The organism is Blastopirellula marina (assembly GCF_002967765.1).
GTDB lineage: Bacteria > Planctomycetota > Planctomycetia > Pirellulales > Pirellulaceae > Bremerella > Bremerella marina_A.
In genome coordinates, this window is sequence record NZ_PUHY01000006.1 from 684,967 (window position 1) to 697,159 (window position 12,193).

General features: G+C 54.9%; 10 protein-coding genes. 6 read left to right on the forward strand and 4 right to left on the reverse strand.

Going from position 1 to position 12,193, the window contains the following annotated elements:
* Positions 1-18: 18 nt before the first annotated feature.
* Complete coding sequence (locus C5Y83_RS10695) at positions 19-1,461, forward strand: DUF1501 domain-containing protein (RefSeq protein WP_105329648.1); 1,443 nt, start codon at positions 19-21, stop codon at positions 1,459-1,461.
* 54 nt (positions 1,462-1,515) lie between these two features.
* On the opposite strand, the gene C5Y83_RS10700 is transcribed toward C5Y83_RS10695, so the two are convergent.
* A complete protein-coding gene (locus tag C5Y83_RS10700; RefSeq protein ID WP_105329649.1) occupies positions 1,516-2,115 on the reverse strand; it encodes a hypothetical protein in 600 nt (199 codons plus the stop codon).
* A 289-nt stretch (positions 2,116-2,404) separates the two neighbouring features.
* On the opposite strand from C5Y83_RS10700, the gene C5Y83_RS10705 reads away from it, so the two are divergent.
* The 4 genes from C5Y83_RS10705 to C5Y83_RS10720 all read left to right on the forward strand — a co-directional run bounded on the left by C5Y83_RS10705 (position 2,405) and on the right by C5Y83_RS10720 (position 5,622).
* Positions 2,405-3,085, forward strand: a complete 681-nt coding sequence (locus tag C5Y83_RS10705; RefSeq protein WP_105329650.1) for a response regulator transcription factor — start codon at positions 2,405-2,407, stop codon at positions 3,083-3,085.
* A 1-nt stretch (position 3,086) separates the two neighbouring features.
* Entirely contained in the window at positions 3,087-4,547 is a 1,461-nt protein-coding gene (locus C5Y83_RS10710) for an ATP-binding protein (protein ID WP_105329651.1), read from the forward strand.
* Between the two features lie 237 nt (positions 4,548-4,784).
* A complete protein-coding gene (locus C5Y83_RS10715; protein WP_105329652.1) occupies positions 4,785-4,994 on the forward strand; it encodes a hypothetical protein in 210 nt (69 codons plus the stop codon).
* Between the two features lie 388 nt (positions 4,995-5,382).
* The gene (locus C5Y83_RS10720) at positions 5,383-5,622 is read left to right on the forward strand and encodes a hypothetical protein (protein WP_105329653.1); all 240 of its coding nucleotides are present in this window, start codon (positions 5,383-5,385) and stop codon (positions 5,620-5,622) included.
* Between the two features lie 76 nt (positions 5,623-5,698).
* Here the strand turns inward: C5Y83_RS10720 and C5Y83_RS10725 are convergent, their stop codons facing one another.
* Together C5Y83_RS10725 and C5Y83_RS10730 are read right to left on the reverse strand one after the other, a co-directional pair.
* Positions 5,699-6,322, reverse strand: coding sequence for a hypothetical protein (locus C5Y83_RS10725; protein ID WP_105329654.1), 624 nt, complete (start codon positions 6,320-6,322; stop codon positions 5,699-5,701).
* Between the two features lie 68 nt (positions 6,323-6,390).
* Positions 6,391-7,839 (reverse strand): OprO/OprP family phosphate-selective porin, encoded by a 1,449-nt coding sequence (locus C5Y83_RS10730; protein ID WP_158262321.1) that lies wholly within the window; start codon positions 7,837-7,839, stop codon positions 6,391-6,393.
* A gap of 456 nt (positions 7,840-8,295) precedes the next feature.
* Here C5Y83_RS10730 and C5Y83_RS10735 point away from each other — a divergent pair, with 456 nt between their 5' ends.
* Positions 8,296-10,155, forward strand: a complete 1,860-nt coding sequence (locus C5Y83_RS10735; RefSeq protein WP_105329656.1) for a methyl-accepting chemotaxis protein — start codon at positions 8,296-8,298, stop codon at positions 10,153-10,155.
* Positions 10,156-10,249: 94 nt separating this feature from the next.
* On the opposite strand, the gene treZ is transcribed toward C5Y83_RS10735, so the two are convergent.
* Entirely contained in the window at positions 10,250-12,049 is a 1,800-nt protein-coding gene (gene treZ / locus C5Y83_RS10740) for a malto-oligosyltrehalose trehalohydrolase (protein ID WP_105329657.1), read from the reverse strand.
* Positions 12,050-12,193: the final 144 nt, after the last annotated feature.

Here is a 12,193-nt window from a genome sequence, read left to right on the forward strand (position 1 = left end):
CCCTGCAGAGAGATCGATATGAATAACCGACCTCACATCGAAGTTCCCACGTCGCGGCGTGAATTCCTGGCCAAGTCAGGCGGCGGATTCGGAGCACTCGCGTTGGCTGCATTAATGGGCGAAAAGGCCCAAGCCGACACGGCTGCGACCGACGATGTCGATCCTCGCGCGCCCAAGGTCACACACTTCCCGGCGAAAGCGAAGAATGTCATCTTTCTGTTCATGGAAGGTGGTCCCAGCCACATCGACCTGTTCGATCCCAAGCCTCTGTTGAACAAGCTGGCCGGTAAGAAATTGCCGGAAAGCTTCGGCAAAGTTATTCTCGCCATGGGCGAGAACGACGCGCCGCTGATGGAGTGTCCGCGGGTTTGGAAGCAGCATGGCGAGAGTGGCTTGTGGGTCTCGGAATGGTTCAACGAGATCGCGACGTGTGCCGACGACCTATGTGTGATTCGCTCGTGCGTTTCCGATGGTATCAATCATTCGTCAGGTGTCTGCCAGATGAACACCGGCCACGTGATTGGCGGACGTCCTTCGCTCGGTGCGTGGGCGACGTACGGATTAGGGACAGAAAACCAAGATATGCCCGCGTTTGTCGTGCTAACTGATAGCAACCGTCAGGTGGTCAACGGTCCACGAAACTGGGGTAGCGGTTTCATGCCGGCTGCTTACCAGGGAGTTCAGTTTAAACCCGGGGCGGATCCGATTTTGAATTTGAACCCACCAAGTCATATCACTCCCGATCGCCAGAAGGCAAAGCTCGACTTGCTAAGCCAGATCGATCATCGCCACAGCGAAATGCGGAACGACGACTCCGACCTGGAAGCTCGCATCAAGTCGTACGAACTGGCGTTCCGCATGCAATCGGCAGCACCGGAGATCGTCGACCTCAGCACCGAAACCGAGGAGACTAAGCAGCTCTACGGCATCGACCAGAAAGAGACCAACGTCTTCGGCAGCAATTGCTTGATGGCTCGCCGCCTGGTCGAGAACGGTGTCCGCTTCGTTCAACTCTACAGCGGAGCCGGCAGCGGCTGGGATGCCCACAGCAATATCGAAGGCAACCACGGCAAGCTGTGCAAAGCGGTCGACAAACCGATCGCAGGCCTGCTGAAAGATCTTAAACGGCGTGGGCTTTGGGATGACACCTTGGTGATTTGGGGTGGCGAGTTTGGTCGTACCCCGATGTCGGAGCAAGGAAACGGTCGAGATCACAACCCAACGGGGTTCACCATGTGGATGGCCGGTGGAGGTGTCCCAGGAGGCCGTACGATTGGTTCCACAGACGAACTTGGCTTGCGAGCCGTTGAGAACGAGATGCACGTCCACGACCTGCATGCGTCGATTCTACGGATCTTGGGTATCGATCATACGAAGCTGATCTACCGCCATAAGGGTCGCCCCGAACGAATCGACATGAACGAAGGCAAGGCCGAAATGAAGTTGTTGGGCCTCGCCTAAGCGAAGAAGTCTCAAGCAACAAGCCATGGCCGCCGGAAGCTATCTTCCCGCAGGCTACATCATTCGCGGGAGCTCGGCATATTGCTGAATCTGATCCGCTGCGAGGCAATGCGGCCAGAAAATGAGCCAAGACTGCTCCCGGACCTCCGTTTGCTCGGCGTGCTGCGGTAAGTTGGCAGAACAAGGCACTACTTCAATCTGCGACCAGCCCAACTCCTCGGCAGGCAGATCGGCCGCGAGGAATCTTCGTACGGTCGCCGGACACCCTGGCAAGTAACACAGCACTAATAGCTCGCCCAACGTCTCGCGGCGGACCAATGCTGGCAGGTGTCCTTGGAACTCAGTCGAAAGCCCGAAGACAACCCCCTGCCCGGGCAAAGCTTCGCGACGATCGAATTCGTTCCATCGCCGAACCAGCTCTTGTTCGGTTTGGTAAAGCACAACCGTCCAACTTACGGCGCCGAACTGAATATTCACTGGCACAAATGCGGGTTCTGATTTCCTTAGCGAATGATTCCAACTCCAGGTGAGCCCTCGTGAGCGATTTGGCATCGCCCCACGAGCAATTAGATCGAACTGGTGTGGTTCGCCAGACAGGTAGTTTCCAAGTTGCGTGAGGTCGAACAATGGAGAAAAGGGATTGGGAGCAATCATGGGCGCATCCTCGTAGCGTATCGTCAGACAGACTGACCATCGGAGTCTTTTCGCTCTATTTCTATGCAGCGGGGATAAGATACAGATGAGGCAAAGATGAGATCTTCTTCATGTTGGGCGTTTCGCCCTGTTTCGATATCTATTTGAATTGAAAGCTCTGCGAATATAAAGACGAATTTAGATTCAGGACTTTTGTTTACGGATCCCCTTCTAGAATTCAGCATACGCCCCTGCGAATTCCTCACACCTATTAGTGGCCATTTAATCCCCGTAGATCGGTAATCCAACCGTGAGTAACCGAATATTAATTGTTGAAGACGAGCCCCAAATTGCTGACTTTCTTTTTCGAGGTTTGCAAGAGGAAGGCTATGCCGTCGAGCGAGCCATAGACGGCCCAGAGGCATGGGACATGCTGCAAAATGGCCAGTGGGATCTGATCCTGCTCGATTGGTGGCTGCCAGGAGAAGACGGTATCGAGGTCTTACGCAAATTCAGGGGGATTGATCGCTCGACGCCCGTTTTGTTTCTGACCGCACGGGATGCGGTCGCCCATCGCGTGGAAGGGCTTGATGCCGGAGCGGATGACTACTTGGCCAAGCCGTTCGCATTCGCCGAACTAACAGCGCGCGTTCGTGCGTTGCTGCGACGCCCCGAACAGCAATCGAGCCTCGTCCTTAGCTATCGTGATATTCGTGCTGACCTCGGAAGCCAGAAGGCATCGCGCGATGGCTCTAGCTTGGATTTGACCGCCAAAGAGTTCTCGCTGCTATGTTTGTTCCTGCAAAACCCCGGCAAGATTCTCACTCGCACGCGGATCTTCGACACCGTATGGGGTGACACGTTTGACGGATTGTCCAATACGATCGAGGTCCACATTAAGGAACTCCGGCGAAAGCTAGAGCAGTTCGGGCATCGCGTGATCCATACCCGCCGTAATCGAGGTTACCTTTTGGAAGATACCGAAGCGTAATATGACCCTTGTCAATCGAGTCTCGACCTTCTTCCTGGTGGCATTAGCGGTTTGCCTGATTGGTTTTTCGCTAACGATGTCGCTCTTCATTCGGCATCACATGCTGGCCGAATTCGATGCGCACCTTCGGTCCTCGCTGAACATTCTTTCGGCTGGTCTCGAAGCGGAAGAGGATAGCATCAAGTGGCAACCGAACGAGCACACGATCGAACTGGGGGACGAGCACGAGCAAAACGAAATCCGCTGGATTCTAGTGGATGGAAGTCGCCAAGTGATCGATCGCTCGGATAACTTGATTGCGACCGACGCGAGCGATGAACTGCTCCTCGAGCTGGCCGCGAAACCGCACGCCGGATCGTTCGATATTTCGCAACAAGGTCAATGGCGCTATCTGCAAAAGCAACTTATCGCCACCGATCCCATACCGCAGGACGAGCGGGAATCGGATGAGTTTGAACGGATCTTGGTGACGGTGGCGCAACCCGCCGATCAGCTGAGTGCGGACCTTTACCGCCTAGGAATCTTGGCGGTCGTCTTGCCGATTGTGTTTTGGTGTGTGGCGGCATTGCTGGGGCGAGCGTTTTGTCGCCGGGCATTACTACCGGTCGTCACGATGGCACAGCAAGCACGCAGCACCAAGTTCAATGACTTCTCCTCGCGACTACCGATCAGTTCAGAGAGGGACGAACTAGCCGACATGGCCGCAGCCTTCAACGGACTGCTTGATCGGCTAGAGACGTCGTTCCGCCGCCAGCAAGCATTCGCCGGAGACGCCGCTCACCAGCTGAAGACACCGCTGACGGTTTTGCGAGGCCAAATCGACGTGGCCATGCTGCGGCCGCGCAATCCTGAGCAATACCAAGAGATCTTGCACACGTTAAGCGAGCAGACGTTCCAGCTACAACGAATCATCGACTCACTGTTAATGTTGGCCCGCGACGACCACGAGCATCCTAGCGATTGGCAGCAATTGCCTCTTGCCGATTGGCTGGAGGAATACGCCCTACGGTGGTCGGAACACGAGCGAGCCGGTGACATTCACTGGTCCGTTTCCCCGGAGGCGATGCTGGCAACTTCCCCCAGTTTGCTGCAGGTGGTGCTCGATAATTTCATCGACAATGCTGCCAAGTTCAGCCCGCCAGGCAGTCCAATCGAAGTTGCTTTTAAATCGCACGAAAATCGAACGGAGATTTCGGTCGCCAACGCAGGCTCGACCATTGCCATCGAGGATCGACACCGGATCTTCGAGCCTTTCTATCGCAGCCAGGAAGCACGTCGTCGGGGAGTCGCTGGAACCGGTTTAGGACTGGCCATGGTGGCCCGTGTTGCGCAGCGTTTGGGAGGCCAACTTAGCTGCGATTCACCCCGAATTAACACAACTCGATTTGTGTTAATTTTGCAAAACTCTAGTCAATCGATGGACAAAGTTGTTTGCCAGCGCAGTGAGCACAACCTAGCCTAACGTATCGTTTCGCGCGAGATTCGATCACGTTTTGACCACGTTCATTTAGATTAGAAGAAACCACGACTTTGTGAAATTTTTCCCATTTACAAATGGGCTCCCTTTCGCGACATTGCGGAAATGAAGAACATGCGTCGCACTTGGCAAGCGACCTGTGTCACAACGTTCGAGGCGGTGAAATGAACGCTGGGCATTGGAAGAATGAATTTTCAGTTCTAACCAGCGAGGATCTTTATCATGGCTCGTTTTGCGATCATCGAAGTGAATGACTCGTTGACGATTGCTCAAGTAACGCCTGGTCAACTGCCGGAAGACACGGCACGCCAGGAACGAGGAGCACTTGTCGATCCCTTTATCTATCGGTCTTACGACCACGCCTGTGAAGTACTGCACGGCATGCAGCTACGTGATGCCGAACGTCTTGGCGAACACGCCAGTCTTATCTAATCGGCATGCCTCTCTCTCGCAAAATGGCCCTCAGCCGAGGGCCATGCGGGACGGAATTCCCAAGATTTTCTTTTTCGCCATCCCTGGATTTCGTGGTCTCTCTCGACCTGCCTGCGGAAACCATCTGAGGGATCTTATTCGGCACACACGCTACAATCCCACCTTAGGACATGTGTGTGTTTCAGCAATTCCCTAGCCAGCGGGCTTCTCTTTTTTGCGCGTCCACGTCCACTTTGCGCCCAATTGGCAAGTGGGATACCGACGTCGGAAATGCGGGCAATTGAATCGTGATCGCGTCCAACTAGGATGGCTTACAGAGACACGATTTTTGCTCCTACTCCCACTATTCACTTAGGTGAATGCCTTTCCATCTGGAGGCTTCTGTATCATGACCCGTATGATTGCTTCGTTGGCGTTTGCCGCGGTACTTGGAACTGTATTTGTATCTTCCGCGGAAGCTGGTCTCTTCGGACGACGTGCTTACCGTCCGCACTATCACGCCCCGCGTGTCGAGTATCGCTATTACCAGGCAACCCCGTCGTACTACGAATCGCAAAACGTTCAGATTATTCGTCACGTGAACGATCCATCGATGTTCCGCGACGAAATGGGCTACGGCGAAAGCTAACGTCGCCCCTTAATCGATCAAGCCTGCACAAAGGCAGGCTTGATCCGCGGAGAGAGTTATCTGAAACAAGAGCGAGCTATTCTCCATAGCCGCTACGATCGCGAGGCAAACCTGCCATGCGATGCACGTTGGCATCGGGCAAGGCAGCTTGCTGAGCAGGTGCCTCAGGCGCGGCATCAATCGCCGAGCCACAGCCTTGGCAACAGTATTCGACCACGCACTTGTAGACCGGGACTTCGATGGTCGTTGTCTTTTGCACTAGCACCTTGCGAGTCCGACAATGACCGGCGATGGGTGCTTTGTCGCAGCAACCTTGGGCACAATCGGCACAGCCGACTTCGCCACAGCCTAGCTTCTTGTGACCAAAAAGCGAGATGCCGAACAACGAATCAGGCAGCATCGAGCTTGGTAGCAAGCTGCAAACGTCTTCGCATTCAGTCGTCCAGCTGGTCTTCTTAACCTTCTTCATTTCGCACACGATGCGGGTATGCTTCTGGCATTGGCAAGCCGTTGCACAGCGAGCACAGCAGCTGGGCTCGCCGTAAATGACGTGCGGCATCTGAGCGGCCTGCGGCACGGTGGAACTTGGTGCGGCGACACTAGGTACCGGCGGCACGTTGACAGGTTCCTGACTTTGGACTTGTCCCGCGAAACTGGCCACCGCGACAGCCAAGACAACGATCATATTTTGAGGACGCATGTTTGATTCCCTTCCTGGGCTTCTTGTATCTCTCGAATAAACCTTTCTAGCCAACCAATCACTTCGACTTAGAAGTCGAACTGCATACGCATTTGGAACACATGCAGAATGCCGTTGGAGGCGACGGTGTCGTCCGTGTTGGAGTAGTTGTACTCGAACATGGCTCGCGTGAAGGGACTGAGGTACCAGTTCAAGCCGACCAAGTGTCGGTAGTCACGGCCACCCGAGATGTTGTCGCTGTTGAGATCGTCGTGAGCATAACGGTAAGCAACTTCCCACGCCCCACGACCGTTGCCGATGCAACCATCTTGGGTACGGACTCGGAAGAAGTTTTCGTAGGGGACGATTCGATTCGAGAACGAACCAGAGCGGCGATTGTAGGCTCGGTTCTCGCCGGTTAGGACATAGCTGGCCTGAATGTAGTAGTGATCGAACGATTCCGACCCGAAATCATTCGTGTCAGCCGAGACGAAGTGGTATTCGGACTGCAGGATGAACGAACCGTAAGCATAAGCCGCTTCCAGGCCACCCAGGCTGTAGCTGGTAGCCGCGAAATTACCTGTATCGACGATGTACGGAGCCAACGCCGCGTCAGGACGATTACGGAAGCGAAGTTTCTGATCCCCCAGGTGTCGCCAGCTGTAGCCCATACCGAGGTGAATCAAACCACGTCCGTCACTCGCTTCGTCGTACCAAGGTAGGTAAGTCACGCGTCCAGTGATCGCGGACGAGTCTTCATCGCTCTGGTAGAACGGTGGCTTGTTGCTTTGCTCAGACACGAACAGCCCCACACCGTAGGTCCAGTTCGCATCGGCGTTGTCGGAATGGGCCATCACACCCAAGTCACGACCGAGCAGGAATGGGCTGGAGCGTTCCATGAACGTAAGATACTTGTTCGGCGTGAGCTGCTGCATCGAGAACGGCTCGAAAAAGTGACCGATCCGCACATTCTGCACGTAAGGAAGCTCGCCAAAGTCGAGATAGACGTCCAGCAAGCTCACTTGGCTGGAAAGGTCGAACCACAATCGGTACGAGGTGTTCTCCAGGACGTTGCCTTTCAGCTCAACCCAGCAAGTCCGCAGCTTGATGGCGTTCTCAGCGTCGCCCACTTGATCGTGGCTTTGCTGGTTCTGGCTGAAGACAGCCGAGTCGAGGAAGAATCGTCCACCAAGATTCACCGAAGGTTTCAGTGCGGCCTTGGCGGCGGCTGTGGCATCGGCCTTCTCGACGGAAGCCTTCCACTTTAGGAGCGAGTCGACATCTTGGTTCAAATCGGGAGCAATATCTGCCCCAGCACTCACCGGCACGGTCGATTGGAACTTTTCGCGAGCCAGTTCTCGCTTCAATTCGTCGATCTGAGCTTGGAGATCGGCGGCCTGCTGGGCGGTAATTCCGGGTTCGGTGGGTAACCGCATAGGGAGCGGAGGCTCACTAACCTCAGGGATTTCAAAATCGGCACGAACCGCACCAACGGCACAAACAAGAACTACGGCTCCGATCACGATCCATCGTGTCATGAGAAACTGCCCCATCGAAAGTTGTCAGATCATTTGCATTTGCCGATCCATCCGTTGTCCGGCTTTGTGTGATTCGACGCGACATAGGTAGCACCTCAATGCATTTTCACCCGGTTTTTGGCTAGAACGCGGTTTCCGCACACCATAGGTTTTTGTTATGCCATCTAGAGAAACTTTCTTGTTTTGCCCCCCGGTTGGATATAACGATTCGCCTCACCCGTCTTAGGGCAAGCACTCCCCACCAGGGCTATTCAACCACCACTTGCGGCCCGAATCGCCCCTCCCCAGGGCGGATACCCCCTGGGTACTGTGCGTTCTTTTATACGATTTCACGTTATCTGCACTGCATCCGTGACCTACTGTTTTGCATTGACAGGTTGCAAATGGTGCAGGCCTGAAATTAGTGATGGGAATGGAAATGTGCTGCGAGAAGCACACCTGGGGCAGGAGAATCTCATGCTTACTACGAAGGGCAAAATCAGCGGTCTAGTTGCAATCGGCTGCTTATCGCTCGTTCTGTTGATTTCGATTGGCTGGTACACCCTCTCGGAACAAGTTTCGAGCCTGAATGAAATTGTCGACGACAACTTCCTCGTCCTCATCGACCAGCAAATCACGCCGCTGTTACAAGACGAGATTCTGCCGTTCTTGAATGACGACCTCGTCCGCACGCAGCAAATGCAAGGCAGCATCGTGCTTATGCTGGATGCTGACCGCGATGCTTACCAGGTGCTGGTTGCCGAAATGGAAGCCCGCAGCCTAGCCTTAACCGGCACAACGACTAAAGAGTTGTACGACAAGCTTGTTGAGTCGCACGAACAGAACCTCGCTCAGGTGAAAGAGCGTTGCGATATCTCTAAGAACGGAATCTTCAGCGAAGAGGCGATGGCCCACCTGAACGATTCCTTGAGCCGCTTTGAGTCGTGGAAGGCAACGACACGCAAGATCGTCGAGCTTTCCGCCCCAGGAAACGACATCGATCCAATGCAGCTTAATAAGCTTTCCAAGGACGCGTTGGCCGAGTTTGAGTCGTTCCGCGAGCCGCTGGATGGCGCCAAAGAGCATCTTCAACTCGATATCGAAACAGCTCTGGCCGAGATCGCTCGTAAGAAGGAGCTGATCAACGAAAGCGAACAGAAGGCAACTGCCAGCCGTGAAGCCGTGGTTGCAACCGCCGACGAAGTGCGTCGCAACGCTAGCAGTTCGGTGAGCAGCTTCCTTATTATTGGTGGAATTGCCATCACTTTGACCGTGGTGTTCGGTACGATTCTATCTCGATCGATTATCGCTCCGCTGAACCAAACGATTCGGATGCTCGATGGCATCGCTGCCAGCGGCGGTGACTTAACGCAGCGTTTGGTGATGAATCGCCGTGATGAATTCGGCCGCCTGGCGAAGTCCTTCAATCACTTTGTTGAGAAGATCCAGGGGGTCGTCAGCCGAATTGCTCAGGACTCGGAAGTCTTGGTTCAATCCTCGAGCGAACTCGATGACACCTCGAGCAGCCTAACCAAGGGTGCCGAGGAGGCCTCGTTACGAAGTTCGTCGGTTGCTGCGGCCGCTGAAGAGATGTCGGTCTCGATCACCAACATCCAGCAAACAACCCACGACATGAACAACAGCTTCGACATGGTCTCGCATGCCGTCGATGAAATGTCGCGCAGCATCTCAGAGATCGCCAACAATACCGAGCAATCTTCGACCATCGCCAACGCTGCCTCGACCACGGTCAGTGCCAGCCACGAGAAGATGGAACTCTTGAGTCAAGCCGCCGCCGAAATCGGCCGCGTGACCGAAGTGATTCAAGACATCGCCGAACAGACCAACCTGTTGGCCTTGAACGCAACCATCGAAGCCTCGCGAGCTGGTGAAGCAGGTCGCGGTTTCGCGGTGGTCGCCACGGAAGTGAAAGCGTTGGCTCGCCAAACGGCCGAGGCCACGGACGATATTCGTTCGCGAATCGCAGGCATTCAAACTTCGGCCAGCACCGCGGTCGAAACGATCTCCGATGTCGACAACGTCGTGAAACAGGTTCACCAGATCTCGATGACGATCGCAGCTGCGGTGGAAGAACAACGCACCGTCGCTCAGAGCATCTCCGAACAACTGCAAAACGTTTCACACGGCGTGAAGTCGGTCTCGCATAGCCTCGACCAATCGTCCGAAGCGAGCTCGGAGGTGAGTCGCAGTATTGCTCAGGTCGACGACGTCGCCAGCCGAACGCTATCCGACGCTGGTCGCACCGGTTCGATCGGCAATCGCATGTCGACTCTGGCTGCTCAGTTGAACGAAACGTTGAGCGAGTTCAGCTACTAAGGTTGAACGAAGCGGCTCCACAAACGTGATCAAGGGCATCGTCCCCCGGAAGAAAGCCAAAGCAAATCGTCTTTGGCTTTCTTTTTTTCTTGCCCTACGGTTTCTCGAAACGGACCGTTCCTTCACCGATCAGCACCGCATATTCGTTCAGTACGTATTGTCCGCTACCGAGTGACTGGCAGCCTTGCTCCAACAAAATGTCCCCCTCAAAGGAAACGGTGGAAGCTTCCGCGGCTTCGTTTTGGGGATGGAGGCGTACGACTGCAAAGCACGACTGCGAATCGTTCCGATAGGTCACCAAGCCCGTCCGCCAAAGTTGATCCCATCCGGCAGTCAGATTCTCTCCCTTTAAAAGCCCTGCGTGTTGCCACCGTTTGCGTAAGCTCAACAGGTCACGATACCAGTTCCACGTTTCCTGGTTGCCTTCCGCTCGCGGGCCAATCTTTGACTTCCGAAACGCAGCCGGCGACAAGCAAGAGACAACCTGCGACCAGTCATGCTGCGGATGTTCGCGACGACGACCTTGCTCAACAGCTTTTCTCAAATGCGAGTCACCGAAGTCGGCGAAGAAATAGAACGGGTTATCTGCCGCGAACTCTTCTCCCATGAATAGCATCGGAATTGATGGCAGCATCAACATCAACGCGGCGGCCGCTCGCTGAGCCTCGTGCGAAGTGATCTGATGCATTCGCAAGCCCTCGGGATGATTGCCCACGAAGTCATGATTTTGTATCGAGAAGATCAGCGACGACAAATCGGCTGGCGTGCTGTCTTCCTCCAGCGGAATCCGTCGTCGCTTGCCACCGATGGTGCCGCGAAAGACGTAGCCGCGACGGAGCGTGGCATCGATGTCTTCGCCGGCTTGGTAACGTCGATCCGACATATGCTGCTCAGGTTGAATCTCCGCCGCGACTGCGTGCAGGAAGTCGTCGCACCAGATCGCATCGAAGCCGTACCCACCCGCATCGAGCGAGGTGAGCAGTTCCGCGTCGTAGATGTTACTCTCTGCAATCAAATGCAGTTCGCGGCCGAGTTTCGTTTGCATCGCTGCGAACGCGTCACCAATTTCCCCCACGATGTGCCGCGGGGAGTTATCAAGAATACAGTGTGTTGCATCGAGTCGGAGTCCATCGAAGTGAAACTCTTCGATCCAGTACTTCGCATTGGCCACGATATACTCGCGCATCATCTCGCTGCCATCACCATCGAAGTTAGGCGCATCACCCCACACGGTTTGATGGATGGGCGAAACGTAGCCGCCAAATGGATGCAGATAGTTCCCTTCCGCACCGAAGTGGTTGTAGACCACATCGAGAATCATCGCCAAGCCTTTTTGATGGGCCACATCGATTAGATGGCGTAATTCGTCCGGCGAACCAAACGAGTTGCGTGGCGCAAAAAAATCGGTGCCGTCGTAGCCCCAGTTCCATCGACCGGCCGACTCCGCTACCGGCATCAGCTCGACGGCCGTCACGCCCAGCTCGACCAGTTCGTCCAGCCGATCGATCGCGGCCGTGTAGGTTCCTTCCTTGGTAAAGGTTCCTATGTGCAGCTCGTATACCACCATCGCCGCTTTCGGAATGCCCTTCCAGGAATGGTCACCCCAAACATACGTTCGCGGATCGATCAGTTCGGACGGTCGATGAACACCCTCCGGCTGAAAGCGACTCGCGGGGTCGGGGCGGGGATTACCGTCCGGCACACGAAACCAATACTTGGTTCCCGCCGGGACATTTACCGACACCGTGAATACGCCAGGCTCTTTCTGACTCATGGGAATCTCTTGGGCATCTTCCCCCTCGATTTGCAGCGACAATCGGTCGCACGCCGGGGCATGCACTGTGAAGCAAACCGATCCATCATCTTGAAACTGGGGGCCGAACGTACGTGGCATGGAGCTATCCTGCGATTTCTAAGTAGAGATCCAACGAGCGAGAGCAAACAATCTAAATTGGCGCGCCGATTATTTCGCGCCACGGGGAAATTGGCAATGCACTACCCATTCTCCGTTGGTTGTGGTTCGTTTTTCCTGTTTTCT

Bases quoted from the DNA above. Each gene is read 5' to 3' on its own strand.
- C5Y83_RS10695 (WP_105329648.1), top strand. From the start codon at position 19: ATGAATAACCGACCTCACATCGAAGTTCCCACGTCGCGGCGTGAATTC.
- C5Y83_RS10730 (WP_158262321.1), bottom strand. From the start codon at position 7,839: ATGACACGATGGATCGTGATCGGAGCCGTAGTTCTTGTTTGTGCCGTT.
- C5Y83_RS10715 (WP_105329652.1), top strand. From the start codon at position 4,785: ATGGCTCGTTTTGCGATCATCGAAGTGAATGACTCGTTGACGATTGCT.
- treZ (WP_105329657.1), bottom strand. From the start codon at position 12,049: ATGCCACGTACGTTCGGCCCCCAGTTTCAAGATGATGGATCGGTTTGC.
- C5Y83_RS10720 (WP_105329653.1), top strand. From the start codon at position 5,383: ATGACCCGTATGATTGCTTCGTTGGCGTTTGCCGCGGTACTTGGAACT.
- C5Y83_RS10725 (WP_105329654.1), bottom strand. From the start codon at position 6,322: ATGCGTCCTCAAAATATGATCGTTGTCTTGGCTGTCGCGGTGGCCAGT.
- C5Y83_RS10700 (WP_105329649.1), bottom strand. From the start codon at position 2,115: ATGATTGCTCCCAATCCCTTTTCTCCATTGTTCGACCTCACGCAACTT.
- C5Y83_RS10735 (WP_105329656.1), top strand. From the start codon at position 8,296: ATGCTTACTACGAAGGGCAAAATCAGCGGTCTAGTTGCAATCGGCTGC.
- C5Y83_RS10710 (WP_105329651.1), top strand. From the start codon at position 3,087: ATGACCCTTGTCAATCGAGTCTCGACCTTCTTCCTGGTGGCATTAGCG.